Annotated in this window: 21 protein-coding genes and 1 tRNA gene; 13 read left to right on the top strand and 9 right to left on the bottom strand. The window is 62.2% G+C overall.

Features of this window, described 5'->3' with window-relative positions:
• The first annotated feature begins 41 nt into the window (after nt 1–41).
• The 3 genes from purS to K2W81_RS10275 are packed head-to-tail and all read left to right on the top strand — an operon-like array spanning nt 42 to nt 1,632.
• Entirely contained in the window at nt 42–272 is a 231-nt protein-coding gene (gene purS / locus K2W81_RS10285) for a phosphoribosylformylglycinamidine synthase subunit PurS (RefSeq protein ID WP_294103982.1), read from the top strand.
• Nucleotides 269–937, top strand: coding sequence for a phosphoribosylformylglycinamidine synthase subunit PurQ (purQ, locus tag K2W81_RS10280; protein ID WP_294103981.1), 669 nt, complete (start codon nt 269–271; stop codon nt 935–937). Before purS ends, purQ begins: the two co-directional genes overlap by 4 nt.
• Nucleotides 937–1,632, top strand: coding sequence for a Crp/Fnr family transcriptional regulator (locus K2W81_RS10275; RefSeq protein WP_294103979.1), 696 nt, complete (start codon nt 937–939; stop codon nt 1,630–1,632). Before purQ ends, K2W81_RS10275 begins: the two co-directional genes overlap by 1 nt.
• Before the next feature lie 6 nt (nt 1,633–1,638).
• Here K2W81_RS10275 and K2W81_RS10270 read toward each other — a convergent pair whose 3' ends face one another.
• The 3 genes from K2W81_RS10270 to K2W81_RS10260 all read right to left on the bottom strand — a co-directional run bounded on the left by K2W81_RS10270 (nt 1,639) and on the right by K2W81_RS10260 (nt 3,188).
• Nucleotides 1,639–2,070: a hypothetical protein gene (locus tag K2W81_RS10270; protein WP_294103977.1), complete on the bottom strand. Its 432-nt coding sequence runs from the start codon at nt 2,068–2,070 to the stop codon at nt 1,639–1,641.
• 75 nt (nt 2,071–2,145) lie between these two features.
• On the bottom strand, nt 2,146–2,460 hold the full coding sequence (locus K2W81_RS10265; RefSeq protein WP_294103975.1) for a hypothetical protein: 315 nt from the start codon (nt 2,458–2,460) through the stop codon (nt 2,146–2,148).
• Nucleotides 2,457–3,188, bottom strand: coding sequence for a queuosine precursor transporter (locus K2W81_RS10260; RefSeq protein WP_294103973.1), 732 nt, complete (start codon nt 3,186–3,188; stop codon nt 2,457–2,459). Before K2W81_RS10260 ends, K2W81_RS10265 begins: the two co-directional genes overlap by 4 nt.
• 80 nt (nt 3,189–3,268) lie before the next feature.
• Here K2W81_RS10260 and K2W81_RS10255 point away from each other — a divergent pair.
• Nucleotides 3,269–3,345: transfer RNA gene (locus tag K2W81_RS10255), tRNA-Arg, on the top strand.
• Nucleotides 3,346–3,405: 60 nt separating this feature from the next.
• On the opposite strand, the gene K2W81_RS10250 is transcribed toward K2W81_RS10255, so the two are convergent.
• Complete coding sequence (locus K2W81_RS10250; protein ID WP_294103971.1) at nt 3,406–3,654, bottom strand: hypothetical protein; 249 nt, start codon at nt 3,652–3,654, stop codon at nt 3,406–3,408.
• 113 nt (nt 3,655–3,767) lie between these two features.
• Between K2W81_RS10250 and K2W81_RS10245 the strand changes: the two genes are divergently transcribed.
• On the top strand, nt 3,768–4,070 hold the full coding sequence (locus K2W81_RS10245) for a hypothetical protein (RefSeq protein WP_294103969.1): 303 nt from the start codon (nt 3,768–3,770) through the stop codon (nt 4,068–4,070).
• 44 nt (nt 4,071–4,114) lie between these two features.
• On the top strand, nt 4,115–4,633 hold the full coding sequence (locus tag K2W81_RS10240) for a hypothetical protein (protein WP_294103968.1): 519 nt from the start codon (nt 4,115–4,117) through the stop codon (nt 4,631–4,633).
• Nucleotides 4,634–4,661: 28 nt separating this feature from the next.
• Here K2W81_RS10240 and K2W81_RS10235 read toward each other — a convergent pair whose 3' ends face one another.
• Both K2W81_RS10235 and K2W81_RS10230 read right to left on the bottom strand, forming a co-directional pair.
• Entirely contained in the window at nt 4,662–5,264 is a 603-nt protein-coding gene (locus K2W81_RS10235; protein ID WP_294103966.1) for a hypothetical protein, read from the bottom strand.
• 115 nt (nt 5,265–5,379) lie between these two features.
• Nucleotides 5,380–5,607 (bottom strand): helix-turn-helix transcriptional regulator, encoded by a 228-nt coding sequence (locus K2W81_RS10230; RefSeq protein WP_294103964.1) that lies wholly within the window; start codon nt 5,605–5,607, stop codon nt 5,380–5,382.
• A 106-nt stretch (nt 5,608–5,713) separates the two neighbouring features.
• Between K2W81_RS10230 and K2W81_RS10225 the strand changes: the two genes are divergently transcribed.
• Complete coding sequence (locus K2W81_RS10225) at nt 5,714–6,253, top strand: hypothetical protein (protein ID WP_294103962.1); 540 nt, start codon at nt 5,714–5,716, stop codon at nt 6,251–6,253.
• Nucleotides 6,254–6,323: 70 nt separating this feature from the next.
• Here the strand turns inward: K2W81_RS10225 and K2W81_RS10220 are convergent, their stop codons facing one another.
• Together K2W81_RS10220 and K2W81_RS10215 are read right to left on the bottom strand one after the other, a co-directional pair.
• Nucleotides 6,324–6,566 (bottom strand): hypothetical protein, encoded by a 243-nt coding sequence (locus tag K2W81_RS10220; RefSeq protein WP_294103960.1) that lies wholly within the window; start codon nt 6,564–6,566, stop codon nt 6,324–6,326.
• Nucleotides 6,530–7,537: an IS1595 family transposase gene (locus K2W81_RS10215; RefSeq protein ID WP_294103958.1), complete on the bottom strand. Its 1,008-nt coding sequence runs from the start codon at nt 7,535–7,537 to the stop codon at nt 6,530–6,532. The genes K2W81_RS10220 and K2W81_RS10215 overlap by 37 nt, the downstream gene beginning before the upstream one ends.
• Nucleotides 7,538–7,628: 91 nt before the next feature.
• Here K2W81_RS10215 and K2W81_RS10210 point away from each other — a divergent pair, with 91 nt between their 5' ends.
• Nucleotides 7,629–7,850 carry a DUF6471 domain-containing protein gene (locus K2W81_RS10210; protein WP_294103946.1) on the top strand — a complete coding sequence of 74 codons (222 nt, stop codon included), beginning with the start codon at nt 7,629–7,631 and terminating at the stop codon, nt 7,848–7,850.
• A gap of 278 nt (nt 7,851–8,128) precedes the next feature.
• Here the strand turns inward: K2W81_RS10210 and K2W81_RS10205 are convergent, their stop codons facing one another.
• Nucleotides 8,129–8,635 carry a hypothetical protein gene (locus K2W81_RS10205; protein ID WP_294103944.1) on the bottom strand — a complete coding sequence of 169 codons (507 nt, stop codon included), beginning with the start codon at nt 8,633–8,635 and terminating at the stop codon, nt 8,129–8,131.
• Nucleotides 8,636–8,944: 309 nt separating this feature from the next.
• On the opposite strand from K2W81_RS10205, the gene K2W81_RS10200 reads away from it, so the two are divergent.
• The 5 genes from K2W81_RS10200 to K2W81_RS10180 all read left to right on the top strand — a co-directional run bounded on the left by K2W81_RS10200 (nt 8,945) and on the right by K2W81_RS10180 (nt 16,560).
• Nucleotides 8,945–9,949, top strand: coding sequence for a VacJ family lipoprotein (locus K2W81_RS10200; protein WP_294103942.1), 1,005 nt, complete (start codon nt 8,945–8,947; stop codon nt 9,947–9,949).
• A 20-nt stretch (nt 9,950–9,969) separates the two neighbouring features.
• Complete coding sequence (locus tag K2W81_RS10195; RefSeq protein WP_294103939.1) at nt 9,970–11,061, top strand: CaiB/BaiF CoA-transferase family protein; 1,092 nt, start codon at nt 9,970–9,972, stop codon at nt 11,059–11,061.
• A 173-nt stretch (nt 11,062–11,234) separates the two neighbouring features.
• A complete protein-coding gene (locus tag K2W81_RS10190) occupies nt 11,235–12,152 on the top strand; it encodes a division plane positioning ATPase MipZ (protein WP_294103937.1) in 918 nt (305 codons plus the stop codon).
• Between the two features lie 113 nt (nt 12,153–12,265).
• A complete protein-coding gene (locus tag K2W81_RS10185; RefSeq protein ID WP_294104010.1) occupies nt 12,266–14,434 on the top strand; it encodes a penicillin acylase family protein in 2,169 nt (722 codons plus the stop codon).
• A 65-nt stretch (nt 14,435–14,499) separates the two neighbouring features.
• Nucleotides 14,500–16,560 (top strand): NAD(+) synthase, encoded by a 2,061-nt coding sequence (locus K2W81_RS10180; protein WP_294103935.1) that lies wholly within the window; start codon nt 14,500–14,502, stop codon nt 16,558–16,560.
• The last annotated feature ends 155 nt before the right edge of the window (nt 16,561–16,715 follow it).

Here is a 16,715-nt window from a genome sequence, read left to right as displayed (position 1 = left end):
GCGCCTAGGCATAGCAGACATGCGTTACCGGGGAGTAAGTGATGAAATTGCGGATCGTGGTGACCCTGAAGCCCGGCGTGCTCGACCCGCAAGGCCGCGCGATCCACAAGGCGCTCGACGGTCTGGGCTTTGCGGGCATCAACGATGTGCGCGCGGGCAAGCTGTTCGAACTCGATGTCGCCGACGACACCAGCGACGCGGCGATCGACGAGATGTGCCGCAAGCTGCTCGCCAATACCGTGATCGAAAATTACCGGATCGAGCGCGCATGAAAGCCGCCGTCATCGTCTTTCCCGGATCGAACTGCGACCGCGACATGGCGGTGGCGCTCGACGCCGTGACGGGCACCAAGCCGGTGATGGTGTGGCACGGCGATACCGCGCTGCCCAACAATATCGGCCTGATCGCACTCCCCGGCGGTTTCTCCTATGGCGATTACCTCCGCTGCGGCGCGATTGCGGCGCGCTCGGCGATCATTCCCGCCATCATCGCGGCGGCGGAGGCTGGCGTGCCGGTGCTGGGTGTCTGCAATGGCTTTCAGGTGCTGACCGAAATCGGGCTGCTGCCCGGTGCACTCATGCGCAACGAAGGCCTGGATTTTGTCTGCCGCGATGTCGCGCTCACCGTCGACAATGCCCAAAGCGCCTTCACCAGCCGCTATAGCGCGGGCGAGCGGATCATCGTGCCCGTCGCCCACCACGACGGCAACTACACCGCCGACGCCGAGACGCTCGACCGGCTCGAAAGCGAAGGCCGCGTCGCTTTCCGCTATGGCGAAGCCGTGAATGGCTCGGCGCGGCAGATTGCGGGGGTGCTCAACGCGAGCGGCAATGTGCTCGGCATGATGCCGCACCCCGAACGTCGGATCGAAGCCGCGCATGGCGGTGACGACGGACGGCGGCTGTTCGAAGGGCTGCTGGAGACGGTGGGCGCCTGATGGCCCATGATCCGCTCGGCTGCGACGACTGCCCGGTCCGCGATATCGCCGTGTGCGCGGGGCTTGGCGATGCCGAGCGGCGCGACCTGGCCCGGCTCGGACGCCGCAAACGCTATCGGCGCGGGGAAACGGTGTTCGCGGCGGGCGATGAGTCGATCGCGTGCGCCACGCTCGTCAGCGGCGTGCTCAAGCTATCGCGCTTCGACGCTAATGGCACCGAACGCACCGTCGCCCTGCTCCATCCGGCCGGATTCCTCGCCCGGTTGTTTGCAACCGAGATTGACAGCAGCGCGACCGCGATCACCGATTGCGAGCTCTGCCTGTTCCCGCGCGAGCTGATCGAGCGTGAGATGGGCCACCACCCCGGCTTCATGCAGCGCGTGCTGCGCGCCACCAGCGAACAGCTCGCCAGCGCGCATGACCTGATCGACCTCATCGGGCGGCGCGACGCCCGGGCGCGACTGGCCGGCCTGTTGCTGATCTTCGCGCAAGGGAGCTGCGAGGGAGCCCCGGCCGACGGCCTGCTGCTCGATCTGCCGCTGACGCGCGGCGAAATCGCGACGTTGCTCGGCCTGACGATCGAAACGGTCAGCCGCCAGCTCACCGCACTCGAAGCCGATGGCATCATCGCGCGCGAAGGCGCACGCGGCATTCGCCTCGTGCGCCTCAACGATCTGCGCGACGCTGCCGCCTGAACCCGGTCAGACCGTCGCCCGGATCACCGCGACTGCCAGACCCCAAAGGATCAGCATCGCGGGCATGATCATCACTTGCGCAATGGCAGACCCCGCGCTCAGCCGACCGCTGCCGGTATCCATCCCCTCGCGCAGGAAATCGGCCCAGCTCTCGCGCGCACCCGCTGCGGGCGCCATCCACGCCCATATCGCTGGGACCACGAAGAAGGCGGCGATGAAGAAGGCGAAAATGACGAACGGAATCGCGAGGCCAGGATCGGCAAAGGCGCTCCACATAATGCCCAGATAAACAAAGAAGCCGCCGAACACCGCGACATGCAGCATCGGGTGCAGGTCGAAAACATGCGGCGCGGGGCGGTTGTGGCCGATCCCGGCAGGCGCTCTTGCGACCGCTGGTTGTGCAACGGCGAAATGGTGGGCGGGAAAATGAGCAGTCATGGCATCGCTCCCTCATCAGGTGATGCCGCCTTCTACGTCGAGCGATGCGCAGCCGCTTTGACGCCGATCAAACTGTCAACGCTTGAGCAGCGTCGTTCGCCGCGCAAGCAGCAGGATGACGCTCGGCCAGAACATCGTGTTCCACACGTCATGCCAATCGCCCCACAGGTCGAGCGCCACCCCGCTCACCAGCCGGTCGCGAATGTCCCACGCCTCGCCCAGCAGCGCGGCCGCGAGCACCACGGCCCACGGCTTCCAGCTCGTCAGCTTCCACCCGAACAGCAGCGCCGACCCGAAGAACAAACCGAGCGCGACGTAGATGTGCAGTGCATCCTTGGCGAGATGCGTCTGGCCAACCAGCCAGAGCTTGACGGCTTGGAGCCAGCTCACACGTCGGCCCGGAAGGGCGTGAAATCAGTCTTGTCGTCGAACACGTCAACACCTTCGCGCGCCTTCAGAAAATTGACGACGAGGTAGGTGACCGGCGTCAGCAGCACTTCCCAGCTGACCTTGAGCAGCCACTGGGTCAGCAGCACCTTGATCACCAGATCATTGGTCCACCCTTCCGCCCCCCAAAAGGCGAGCGGATAGAAGATCAGGCTGTCGACCGCCTGCCCCGCCACCGTCGAACCGATCGTGCGACTCCACAACTGCTTGCCGCCGGTCCACAGCTTCATGCGCGCCAGCACATAGGAATTGACGAATTCGCCCGCCCAAAACGCACAGACCGACGCAAACACGATGCGCGGCACCTGTCCAAGAATCGTCTCATAAGCGGCCTGGTTTTTCCAGTCGGGTGCCGGCGGCAGGGCGACGACGACGAACGACATGAATGCCATGAACAGCACGGCAACTGTCCCCGCCCAGATCACCCGCCGCGCGCGGGCGTAGCCGTAAACCTCGGTCAACACGTCGCCGATCACATAGGAAATCGGGAAGAACAGGATCCCCGCGCCGAATGGCCAGTAACCGACACCCGGCAGCCATATCTGCGCGACCTTGCCCGCGCCGATGACGTTCGACAGCAGGATGATCGCAACGAACGCTGCCATCACGAAATCGAAATAGCGAAACGGCTCGCGCCCCAGATCGCGTGCCGAAACCGATTTGACGTCCATCCCGTTCCCCCAAATTCTCGCGTGCGAAGCTTTAACGGCGTTTCCCGGTCGCGCAATTCCGGCTAACGGACGTGTCGCGCGCGCCCGTAGTTCAACTGGATAGAGCACGAGCCTTCTAAGCTTGGAGTTGCAGGTTCGAGTCCTGCCGGGCGCGCCAAATACCCGGTATTAGGTAGCAAACGCACCTAAACCCTCACTCGCTGCAATCGGCGGCACCTCAGGGTCGCGACATCCATTGCGCGAACGCGATGCCGTACAGGGCGGTTAGAGCCAGCCGAGCGATGTCCAGCGATTGAGGTCCTGTCGATCTTTCATTGCGGACTAGGCAGGCAAAAGCGAGAGACAAAGGGCCGAATAGAAACAGCATGAGGCTAAGCACATTATCGCTTCGGCCGTCGCGCTCGCACAGCCACATGGCCGCCGTGCCGCAACCGAAAAGAATGATCGTAATCGTACTTTCGGTCATATCCTATCCCAATCGGTTTCGACAAATAAGCCTAGCACCAAAATCTTAATGTCTTCGATACGCGATTTTAACCGGCCGTCTGTTAACTCGGAAGAAATTTCGGGAGTAATGTAATGGGCTACTTGGTCGGATCGCTGATTGGATCGCTGATTGGCATCTATCTGCTGTATTCGCTGCTTCATTGGGCAATTTTCAAGCGCGTCACTCCCGACCCATTGGTCAGCAATCTGCTTGCAGCCGTGGCAGCTTACGTGGTGGGCTCGACGATATACGGCTTCACCTCTGCGGTGGATGGCTCGTTCAACGCCAGCGGCTTTATCGGCTACCTAATCCCGTCACTGATCGTTGTGGCGCTCGCGTTTAAGCGAGGCCGGGACAAGGCAAACGACAAGACCCTGAACACGGTCTTTGAATAAGTTGGTCGTTTCGTCCTGATACCGGCAGGGATTGGTTATCAGCTATGGTCGATTACAGCACTGCGCTGATTGCCGCGATCACCGCAATGGCCGGCTGGGGCGGCAGTGTCATCACTGGCCGCTTTAGGACGCGGGAATTGAGTCAATCGCAGAGGCGGGACGATGCAGCGCTAATGCGGGCAAAGGTAGACGAACTCTTTTCCGAACTCGACGCGCTCCAAAATGTTTCGTCTGAACAGATCGTCGTCGCCATTAGTATTCTCGATCGGAAGGACGCGGCTGGTGCAAAGATCGAGAAGCTCAACCTCGGCAGGATAAGATCGCTGGTCAGTCTGTATTTCCCCGACCTTGCAGCGATGGTCACGGTGTACGACGAAAATTGCAACGGACTGATCAGAACATTGCGGGCAGACCTTCAAAATGAAGGTATGGATAAAATGACCGCCATGTATGGTCACGTTATTCAAGCCAGCCAACTTACCTCGAATTTATGCAATGAATTGCGGGTTTCGCTAACCAAAAGCGCCACTAAGATCGGCACTTCGATCCGTCGCGCTGCATGATCTGGGGCGACTGACGTTGGTTGGTAACTTACAGCGGGCCGATCAGGGCATCCAGCAGCTTCACGCTATTCTGCGACGGCTCAACCAAAAATCCGCCGGGGTGTACGGTCCATCGCAAATTTTGAAGGATGGTAAGAGTGTCGGCGCTGGTGACGTGCCGGAACACTTCGTGGCCGGGTGCCGTGCCGTCGTCCAAGCCATTCTTGGTGCATTGACAGCGGTGGACGGACGCGTCGATCGACTCCCGCCCCGTAGGCCACCAGAATGGTGGCGAAATCTCCAGAACGCGATTGCTGACAAACGACTGGAATACGCCACGACCCATCCAGCCCTTATTGATGCCTTCGACGTTCTCGATCGCCATGTCCGCAATGAGGACTCGCGAATGGGCGCGCTTATTGTCCTCGTCGAAAACCTCGATCGAAAGATCGTGCGCTTGGCAACGATCGGCGGTTTGCGGTCGGTTGGCGATCCATACCCGCAGTGGATGACATTCACCTTCGATCTGGAAATCAGCCACGATATGGACCAGTCCCTGCTCAAATTGCTGCGAGAAGCTGATATCTTCCCTGTAACGTGCATTGGGCTTTTGGGGGACGCCCTTAACGAGGCGCGCGACATCTTCGCACATTTTGGGATTCCTGAAGCTTAAGTGAGCGGGCGCTGCAAGATTAGGACTCTTGGGCCGAACCTCGCAATCGAGCACTGCGAGGTTTAACAAAATTTGCGCGCTTTGTCAATCCTGTTTAGCGAGTTGGTGGAAGGCCGATCGTCAGCGCCGCCACATCACACCCCATTGCCCGCGCAAGCCTAACCAACGAAACAAACGTCAGGTTATGCTCGCCGCGCTCGACCCGACCTACGTAGCTGCGGTCAAGCCCGGCTGCGTGCGCCAAGCCTTCCTGCGACAATCCCATACCTTGCCGCCGCGCCCGGATGCGCTGGCCGAGGATGTCGAGATATGGATCGCTCACCCCGCCAAATCGACGGATAGGTGATTATTCGTCCACGGAGTAAGAGTCCCACTGTTAACCTTTGGTCACTAAATGCCTTCTCGGTTCCAAGGGAGGCGATGACGAAATGGCGATGGCACAGAGAACGATACTGGGTTGCGTGATTGTGCTTGTCACGGTCGGAGCGATCAGTGCGAATTTGTCTGGTGAACCTCCGAGATCAATTCCGGTCGCGGCCCAGACCCCGGTTTCGCTGCCGGATTCCAAGGGCTCGAAGCCGCCGCACGAGACGCCGAAGGTTGTGGCTCCCGCCGTATCAAGCGTTTCCGACGTCACACGGAAATCCCCTGTGGAGATCGACCCAGCCGCCGTTGCCCCGTACACCGAGGATCAATATCCAAATGTTGTCGCTAAGTTTGGGTCAGCAGTGCGAGAGTTGAACGCCACTCGGCGAAAAACGGCCAAGATTGCGGCTATGGATGCGCGATGCGACCGGGTTCAAATGGCGCAAGTCACGTCGGGCTCAAACCGTTTCAATCAACGTTTTTGGGTCAGTTGTGATAATCAAACGCGATACTATTTTGACGGCGATTCCCTTGCCGCCAACCAACCAGCCGGTGTGCAGACCCTTAAAGACATGGGCCGAGATGGCCTGCTGGACTGGTGATGGGCTGTCTCAAGGGCATCGTCGGGATCGTGTGCGGGCTAATCCTGCTCTTGATCGCAGCGGCAATTATCTAGCCGTCCGTTTCGACTGCAAGCTGAATGCGGCACGCTTGAAACATTACCCCGCAGCAAACCCCATCCTCATCGGGCAAGACCATTCTGCCCTCGATGAATTTGGTGCGTGATGCGATCTCGATCAGGTCCGCCACGTTGCCAGCGGGCAGATCGACAAGGAGCGGCTGGTTGGAGCCGATGAGGAGGACGCGGAAGGTCGCCATCACGCGGCTTTCCGCCGTTGCCAGTAGCCCTTCCACTGGCGTGACACGGGGTGATGAAGACCCGCCGCAGCAATGGTCAGGAACTGTTCGCCGTTGGAAATTCGCCGATTGTCCTCCCGCCATGACATCTCATCCGCATAGGCTCCCAAGTGAACGGCGATCCGATGATGCACACCGCGTTCCGCACGCCGCATCCGGGAGAAGAAGGACTCGGCCTGGTTAGTCGATACGTCGCCTTCCGCGTAGCTCTTGGAATGGTCGATCCGATCGACGCGCACGATCGCCTCAAGCGAATCATACGACTTTGATTCGTCTGCGAACATGCGACTGCTCTTGATGTCCACGACATAGGGGACCAGCCCAGCGCCCTCGACTTCGCTGCATACGAATGGACGGGAACGCCCCTTCCGTTCGCGCATGATCGTGACGCATTTCCGCTTCCCGGACTGATTTGCGAGCTTGCGGCGGTCACGGCGGTGTTCTTTGCGGGTGGATGGTTTCACGTAACCGCCGAAATATGCCCCGTCGATCTCGACCGCGCCGGTGAGGGTTTCGGCGTGCTGGAGCTTCCCGAGGGCCTCCCGCAGCTTCTGCTCCAACACGAACGCGGTCTTATACTGCACGTTGAGATCGCGGCTGAGGTGCAGCGCCGCCTTGCCCTTCGCGCCGTTCGTGAAGAGAGCGATGGCGAAGAGGATGTCGCGGTGCGCCAGCTTTCGGCTGGCAAAGATTGTACCGGCCGTCGCCGAAAACTGCTTGAGACAATTGGCACATTTGAACAGGCGACGCGTGCGGATCGCTCCCGTCTTTCGATTCTTGACGGTTCGGTTGATCCGATAGACCACCTGACAGCCGCAGTGATGGCAGAATGGTTCGCCGTCAGTCTCGCAATAGCGAAGCGCCACGAACGCATCCTCCGCCTCTTCCTCGGACATGCGGGCGACGCGCTTGAGATCAAGCGTTCGTGCCCTTGCCGAGAGAAGAAAATGCTGCGACTCACCCTCCAATGCGTTACGTTCGCATCGGATATGATGGTCTAGTCCAAGCAGGTCAAGCTAATTCGCATCAAATATGATGACGTAAATACCATAAGAGGTTATGCCCGTGATTGATTGGTCTGCATACGCCAAAGGCGTCCTGAGAGCGGAAATGCTTCGGAAGGGGATGAGCTACGCCGATCTGGTCGGTGCTCTCGGTGCGGCAGGGGTGAAGGAATCCGAAGCCAACCTTAGGAACAAGGTTAGCCGGGGCTCCTTCACCGCCGCCTTTCTGTTTCAATGTCTGTCGGCGATGGGCGTCAAAACGCTCCATCTGGATTAGCTAAAAAAAAGCTGGACTCCCGCTAAATGCGCAAGTAAAAAGCCTTCGTAGCGCGACATATGCGCATACGATTCGTCCCCTTCGCAAACAAGGGTTGATGAAAGAAGCCCGTGGACGGATTACGCCCCGTCTGCGGGCTTCGTCGTTTGTGGCGACGGCGGACGATATAGCTAAATCTATTTGTTGACGCAACCACTTTTTCGTAATTGTTCAAAGTGTTACTTAGAATAGCACTGTGCCGAGTCCGAGTAACACTGCGCTGATGCTTTGACCGATACTTACGGATCGAAGACAATCTCCGGTCGCACGATGCTGCGCCACTGCATCGGATACTTCCCTGATGCCTCAACCGTCCGCCCTTTGAATTTTCGGAACGAGGCCTCAACGGCCGTTTGCGTGCGACGAAGCGTCTGCCGGTCAGGATCATCACAACCGACTTCACGTAGAACTTCCAGCGCGACCTCCCGCGCCGTCAAACCCTTATCGCCCGCATTGAGAAGAACCGCCATGCCGCGCCGGCCGCATGACCCAAACGGGACCGGGATATTATGGGTCCAAGGCTTGAGCGCTGGTGTTTGTTCGGGTTGCCAATCTGGATCGGCATCGCGAAGCAGCATCTCAGCGCTTGCCACTAGCGCCTCCAGTTGCGGGATGCTGGCCTCAAGCTCGTCTAGCTTTTCAGCCTCGCGGCGGATGCGGTCGATATTGGCGTGCACGTCTTCAAGACGTCCCGCAAGCGAGGAATAGCGCTTCTCAAGCGCCAGTCGGAAATTGGTCATACCCATGCGTCTAAGGGTAAGGGTCGATGGCTCTGGTCGGATAGATAGCTGTTGGTGCGTTTGCTACCTAATACCGCAAATACCGAATTTGCGCAACGCGCGCTGTCACGAATCCTTGCTCTTGCGCGTATATTCGTCAAAGAGCCGTGGTTTGGCAGTTCGGGCGGTCCGGGGGGGGCCATGTGCGCCGTTCTGGCCCAGGGGGAATTGTAGTGATACCTGCTTTGGTGAAGCGTTGACCAATGCCGCATTCTACCGGGCACCCGTCAGGGTCGCCTCGGCACCAACGGGCGCGTTCACTGCGGCGATGACGGCATGAGCTTTGCCGGCATGACCAGCGCGATGCTGCTCGTCGGGGCACCGGTCAATAGCGGCGGCATCTCGCTTGCGCTGCCCGCCGAGGTGATCGCGCAGACCCAGCAAGATCAGGATGCTCCCAAGCCAGCGGCCGCTGCAACACCCGCGCCTGCAACACTGCCCGCACCGACCGATCCGGCCCAGACGACCGAGTCTGAGCCGATGGAAGTCATGGTCACCGCGAATCAGCGCACGGCTGGCGATCCGCTCGAAAAGCTCAACGCAACCTCGTTTGCGGTCACGCAAGCGGTCGACAAGGCAGTGGTCGCGCCGGTCGCGCTCACTTTTGTCAAGGTCGTGCCGGCACCGGTGCGCGACGGGCTCAATAATTTCCTGTTCAACATTCAGGAACCCAAGGTGTTCGTGAACTTCGTGCTCCAGCACAAAATCGGCAAGGCCGCCGAAACCTTCGCGCGCTTCTTCGTCAACACGACGATCGGCATCGGCGGGCTGTTCGACATTGCCAAGCGCAAAGGGATCCGGCTGCCGCGCCGTCCGAACGGTTTTGCCAACACGCTGGGCTTTTATGGGGTGCAGCCGGGCGCCTATCTTTTCCTACCGATCGTCGGGCCAACCACGATTCGCGACATCGTCGGCTCGTTCGCCGACAGGGCGCTGCTGCCCGTGGTGGTCGGCAGCCCCTTCAACCGCGTCGAATTCGCTTTGCCGACCAGCGCCGGACGCACGCTCGACCGCCGCGCCGCTTTCGACGAGGATTTGCGGCGGATGCGCAGCAGCGACAAGGATCTCTATTCGCAGCGCCGCGATCTTTACCTCCAGATGCGCCAGGACGAGATCGATGATCTGCACGGGCGCCCGCACACGCCGATCCGTGCGATGCTCCCGACGACCGTCGCGCCGGCAAAGCCCTTGCCGGCGCCACCCCCCACCGTCCCCGCACCCGCCACGGCCGAAACCCCGCCATTGATCCCGGCGCCCGCACCCGGCATGCCTACCCCATAGGCAACGGGGAGAGGTTGGGCATGGCAGGCGCATTATCGGGCATCCGGATCATCGAATTCGCCGGCATCGGCCCCGCGCCTTTTTGCGGCATGATGCTCGGCGACCACGGCGCCGAGGTGATCCGGATCGATCGCCCCGGTGCGCGGCTCGATCCGCGCGACGCGCTGTCGCGCAATCGCCGATCAGTGGTGCTCGACATGAAGACGCCTGAAGGTGTCGCGGCCGCGCGCGATCTGTGCCGCGGCGCCGATGGCCTGATCGAGGGCTTTCGTCCCGGCGTGATGGAACGGCTTGGACTCGGCCCCGATGTCCTCCTCGCCGATAATCCGAAGCTTGTGTTCGGCCGCATGACCGGCTGGGGGCAAACCGGCCCCTACGCACTGGCCGCAGGGCACGACATCAACTATATCGCGCTGTCGGGCGTGCTCCACACGATCGGCCGCGCGGGCGAACGGCCAGTGCCGCCGGTCAACTATGTCGGCGATTTCGGTGGCGGCGGCATGCTGCTCGCCTTTGGTATGGTTGCCGCCCTGCTCGCGGTGAAGAACGGCGCGCCGGGCCAGGTGATCGACGCCGCAATGACCGACGGATCGGCGCTGCTCAGCGGCATGAGCTGGCACATGCTCGAAGCCGGGATCAACCGCGACGAAGCGGGGGTGAATCTGCTCGACGGCGCCGCGCCCTTTTACGACACCTATGCCTGCGCCGACGGCAGATTCGTTGCGATCGGATCGATCGAGCCGCAATTTTACGCGCTGCTGCGTGCGGCGGCTGGTGTCGCCGATGATCCCGATTTTGACCGCCAGCATGATCGCACGGCCTGGCCCGCGCTCAAGGCCAAGCTGACGGCGATCTTTGCGACCAAAACCCGCGATGACTGGTGCGCAATCATGGAAGCAACCGACATCTGCTTCGCCCCGGTGCTGGCGATGCGCGAGGCGCCGCTGCACCCGCATAATGCCGCGCGCGAAACTTTTGTCCGCGTGGCCGGCGCAACGCAGCCCGCCCCCGCCCCGCGCTTCTCCGCAACCCCCGCGCCGCACCCGACAGCGGCGCCAGAAATGGGGGCCGATACGGAGTCTTTGACGATGGTCGCCGATGCCGGAGCATAATCCCGGGAGCTGAACGACGCTGAGATAGCACGGGCGCCCCAATTCGGGGCAGCCTGCCGATGGGTTCATACCGTTACCCAAGCGAAATGGCAGGACTTCCGCCGCTTTTGTGGTTAGCATTTGGTTGCCGAATCGGGTGCGCGGGGCGCCGGTCTGGCCGGAGGCCGGGGTAGATGGGCGCTGAACTGGCCTTGAGTGTCGGACGACTTCGGCCAGCGACGGTATCCGCATTCAGCGAATTCTACGACGAAGACCCCAATCTGGTCGTCCGCGACATTGCCGCGCGCCCCCGCACCGCCGGCCACATCATTGTTTTTGCAAATGAAAAAGGCGGTGTCGGCAAATCAACGCTCGCGTTCCACACCTGTGCGGCGCTGGCGGGTGCGGGATACCGGGTCACCGGTTTCGATCTCGACTATCGCCAGCAGACGCTCGCGCGCTCGCTCACGAATCGCGAGGCGACCGCGCGTAGCCTGGGGGTTGCGCTGCCGATGCCGCTCTGCGGCGTCCTGCGTCAGCAAAATGGCGCGCAATTGTGCCAAGAGCTGGCGCGGATCGGTTGGGACAGCGACTTCATCGTTATCGACGCGGCGGGCCATGATTCGCCGATCGCGCGCCGGGCGATCGCGCTCGCCGATACGCTGGTCACCCCGGTCAACGGCTCCTTCGTCGATCTCGATCTGCTGGGCCGCTTCCGCGCGGATTATTCAAAGCTTGAGGCGCAGGGCTGCTTCGCGGCGCTCGTCAACGCGCTGCGCGACGCGCGGGCGCGGCACGGGATGCGCGCGCTCAACTGGGTGGTGATGCCCAACCGCATGCGCCGGGTCGGCAGCCAGAATGACCAGCGGTTCGAAGATGCGCTGGAGGAGCTCGCCTCGGCCTGCGGCTTCCGCGTCGGTCAGGGTCTCGCCGAACGTGTGGCTTACCGCGAGCTGTTCCTGCTCGGCCTGACCCATCTCGACCTCAAATATATTCGTGGAATCGGGCGTCTGCGCGGCGCCGCGCGCGATGAGCTGGCGGGCTTTATTGCGGATTTGCGCCTGCCCGAAATCCCGCTGTTCGTCCGCTCGTTCGGCGAACGTCGCGCCTGACGGGCGCTTATCCCTGCCCTGCACCCGGCGCCAGCGTTCCCCGATCGTTGCGCCAACGCCAATGCTGCGGTTGCCGCCCAAGGGTCGCCTCGTTAGGCTCCGCGACCATGAAAATGCTCCCCGTCGCGCTCGCCGCCCTCGCCTATGCCAGCCCCGCTTTCGGCCAGACCGACACAATCGAGCGTGCGCGCTGGGCCGCGACCGCGCAGCGCACGACGATCATCCGCGACGATTGGGGGATCGCGCATGTCCATGGCCCGACCGATGCCGATGCCGTGTTCGGGATGATCTATGCCCAGGCCGAAGACGACTTCAACCGCGTCGAGACCAATTATCTCGTCGCGCTCGGGCGGCTGGCCGAGGCGGAGGGCGAGAAGGCGATCTGGCAGGACCTGCGCCAGCGGCTCTACCTCGATCCCGCCACGCTGCGGCAGCAACATGCCGATAGCCCCGCCTGGCTCCAGGCGTTGATGCGTAGCTGGGCCGATGGGCTGAACTATTATCTGTTCACGCACCCCAATGTCCGCCCGCGTGTGATCAAGCATTTCGAGCCGTGGATGGCGCTCGCTTTCTCCGAAGGGTCGATCGGCGGCGACATCGAACGCGTCAACCTGCGCCAGCTCGCGGCCTTTTATGGCGGCAAGCAACTCGCGATGAATGATCCCGACCCCCGCACCTATCGCGAGCCGCAGGGATCAAACGGCATCGCCATCGCGCCGTCGCGCACCAAGGATGGCCATGCGCTGCTGCTGATCAATCCGCACACCAGCTTCTTCTTCCGCTCCGAACAGCAAGTGTCGAGCGACCAGGGGCTGAACGCCTATGGCGCCGCGACCTGGGGTCAGTTCTTCATCTACCAGGGCTTCAACGCCCACGCCGGGTGGATGCACACGTCGAGCGGCGTCGATTCGGTCGACGAATTCGCCGAGACGATCGTCGAACAGGCCGGCAAGCGCTTTTACCGCTATGGCCGCGAGTTGCGCCCGGTGAAGGTCAAGCCGATCACTCTGTCGTACCGGCGCGCCGACGGCATGCTCGCGATGCGACGCTTCACCACCTTCGCCACGCATCACGGCCCGATTACGCGCAGCACGGGCGGCAAATGGATCGCTTTTGCGCTGATGAACAAGCCGATGGCCGCGCTGGAGCAAAGCTTCCTGCGCACCAAGGCGAGCGATCTCGCGAGCTTCCTCAAAGTCGCCGAGCGCCGTGCGAACAGTTCGAACAACACGTTGTTCGCCGACGACAAGGGCGCGATTGCCTATCTCCACCCGCAATTCGTGCCCAAGCGCGATGATCGCTTCGATTACCGCAAGCCCGTCGATGGCAGCGATCCGGCGACCGATTGGCAGGGGCTGCACGCGCTGAGCGAATTACCCAAAGCCGCCACGCCGCCCGTGGGCTGGGTGATGAACACCAACGACTGGCCGTGGTCGGCGGCCGGACCCGACAGCCCCAAGGCAAGCGCCTTCCCGCGCTATATGGACACCGCAGGCGAAAATCCGCGCGGGCTGCACGCGACGGCTCTACTCACCCCGGCGAACGGCCTGACGATCGAGGGGCTGCGCGCGCTCGCCTTCGATCCGCACCTCAACGCGTTCGATCCGCTGATCCCCGGCCTTGTGACGGCGTGGGAAGCGCTGCCCGATGGCGCCGACAAGGCGAAACTCGCCAAACCGGTCGCGCTGCTCAAGGGTTGGGATCGCCGCTGGGCCGCTGACTCGGTTGCAACCTCGCTCGCGATTTTCTGGGGCGAGGCGTTGTGGGGGGAGACCATCCCCGATCTCCAGCTCGAAACCGCAGGGCTTGCGCATTACCGCGCGATGGAAGCCGCCAGTCCCGCGCGCAAGCTCAAGGCTCTCGGCGTCGCCGTCGACCGGCTCACCGCCGATTTCGGCTCGGCCGAAGTGCCGTGGGGCGAGATCAACCGCTTCCAACGCAATGATGCGGCGATCGTGCAAAAATTCGACGATGCCAAGCCGAGCACGCCGGTCGCCTTTGCTTCGGCGCAATGGGGCTCACTCGCCTCGTTCGGCGCGCACGCCTGGCCGGGCACCAAGCGCTATTATGGCACCAGCGGCAACAGCTTCGTCGCGGTGGTCGAATTCGGCCCGCAGGTGCGCGCCGTTGCCGTTACGGCGGGCGGCGAAAGCGGCGACCCGGCCTCAAAGCATTTCAACGATCAGGCGACGCGCTACGCCACGGGCGCGCTTCGCCCGGTCTATTTCTGGCCCAGCGAGCTGACCGGGCATATTGAGCGGCAGTATCACCCCGGCCGCTAAAACGAGCCCGCTAAGCCGGGAGCGCTCACTGGCCTTGTCGGGGAAAGCGCCTTATTGGCGGCTTTATGGCCAAATCGCGCACCCACCGCTTCTATTCGATCCACGCCCATGAAATGGTGCGCGTCGCCGCGACCACGCCACGCGCGACCGTCGGCGAGCCTGCCGCCAATGCGGAAGCCGCGATCGATCTGGTCAAAAAGGCGGCGGCGAACGGCGTCGACCTGATCGTTTTTCCCGAACTCAACATGTCGTCCTACGCGATCGACGACCTGCACATGCAGGCCGCCCAGCACAGCGCGACCGACGCCGCGATCGCCCGGCTCGCGAGCGCGACCGCCAAGCTCGCGACAGTGATGCTCGTGGGTGCCGCAATCCCGCGCAACGGGCGACTCTATAATTGCGCCATCGCCATCGCGCGCGGGCGCATCCTCGGTGTCGTGCCCAAGACCTTCCTGCCCAATTACCGCGAATTTTACGAAAAACGCTGGTTCGCGAGCGGCGCTGGCCTCACCGGCATGGAAATCGACCTCGCCGGGCAACGCGTGCCGTTCGGCACCGACCTGATCTTTGCCGCGAGCGACTTGCCGCATTTCGTGTTCCATACCGAAATCTGCGAGGATTTCTGGTCCCCCACCCCGCCCTCGACCACCGGCGCGCTCGCGGGGGCCTATATCTGCAGCAACCTCTCCGCCTCGCCCATCCTGATCGGCAAGGCACGCGACCGCGCGATGCTCGCCTCGGCGCAATCATCACGCGCGATCTGCGCCTATGTCTTCTCGGCCTCGGGGCCGGGCGAAAGCACCACCGATCTCGCTTGGGACGGCCAGAGCCTGATCTACGAAAACGGCGATCTGCTGAAAGAGTCTCAGCGCTTCCGCTGCGAGGCCGACACGATCGTCGCCGACATCGACGTCGCGCGGCTGCGGATCGAGCGGATGCGCAACGGTACCTTCAACGACGCCGCACGCCTCGCGGGCGACCCCGAGTACGAGTTCCGCCGCATCACTTTCGAGCACAAGCCCGACTTCGCCGATGTCGGGCTCCAGCGCGACCTGCGCCGCTTCCCCTTCGTCCCCAACACGCCCGAGCGGCTCGACGCCGATTGCTACGAAGCCTTCAACATCCAGGTCGAAGGGCTGATGAAGCGGATCGAGGCATCGCGCACCGAACGACTCGTCATCGGCATTTCGGGCGGGCTCGATTCGACGCATGCGTTGATCGTCGCGGTCAAAGCCGTCGACCGGATGAAAATCCCGCGCGATCATGTGCTCGGCTATACCATGCCCGGCTTTGCGACGAGCGACCACACCAAGGAAAACGCCTGGGCGCTGATGCGCGCGCTGGGTGTGGCGGGCGACGAGATCGACATTCGCCCCGCCGCGCAACAGATGCTCGACGATATCGGCCACCCGTTCGCGAAGGGTGACAAAATCTACGACGTCACCTTCGAAAATGTGCAGGCGGGCCTGCGCACCGATTATCTGTTCCGGCTCGCCAACCAGCATAATGGCTTGGTCGTCGGCACCGGCGACTTGAGCGAACTCGCGCTAGGCTGGTGCACGTACGGCGTCGGCGATCACATGAGCCATTACGGCGTCAACGCCGGCGTGCCCAAGACGCTGATCCAATATCTGATCCGCTGGACGATCGCGACCGACTTTTGGGATGCCGAGACCGACCGCGTGCTCGAAGCGATCCTCGCGACCGAAATCTCGCCCGAACTGGTCCCCGCTGATGCAAGCGGCGCGATCCAGAGCACGCAAGAGCGGATCGGCCCCTATGAGCTGCACGACTTCTTCCTGCACTACACGATCCGCCAGGGGCTGCCGCCGTCGAAGATCGCTTTTCTCGCGCTGCATGCCTGGAACGATGTCGCGAAGGGCCGCTGGCCACGCGGTTTCCCGAGCGCGGCAAGGCACAGCTATGATCTGCCGACGATCCGAAAATGGCTCGAAGAATTCCTGTTCCGTTTCTTTACCACCAGCCAGTTCAAGCGCTCAGCGCTGCCCAATGGCCCGAAAGTCTCGGGCGGTGGGGCGCTAAGCCCGCGCGGCGACTGGCGCGCGCCGAGCGACGGCGTCGCGACGGTTTGGCTGGAAGAGCTGAAGGCGAATTGTCCCGGTTAACCTGGCAGCGATTGTTGCAGTTTCTTGCTGTTTCTCTCCCTATGCTCGCCATTACCGGGTTGATTGCAAGCGTAAGACATACGATTTCCCCGACGTAGACGGTCTCGTCGCGTAGCAATTTGGTGCCAGTCAATGCTCCGCAACCAGATATCTCG

The sequence above is a fragment of the Sphingomonas sp. genome, assembly GCF_019749955.1.
In the GTDB taxonomy this organism is placed as follows: domain Bacteria; phylum Pseudomonadota; class Alphaproteobacteria; order Sphingomonadales; family Sphingomonadaceae; genus Sphingomonas.
This window is presented reverse-complemented; position numbering and strand designations above follow the sequence as displayed.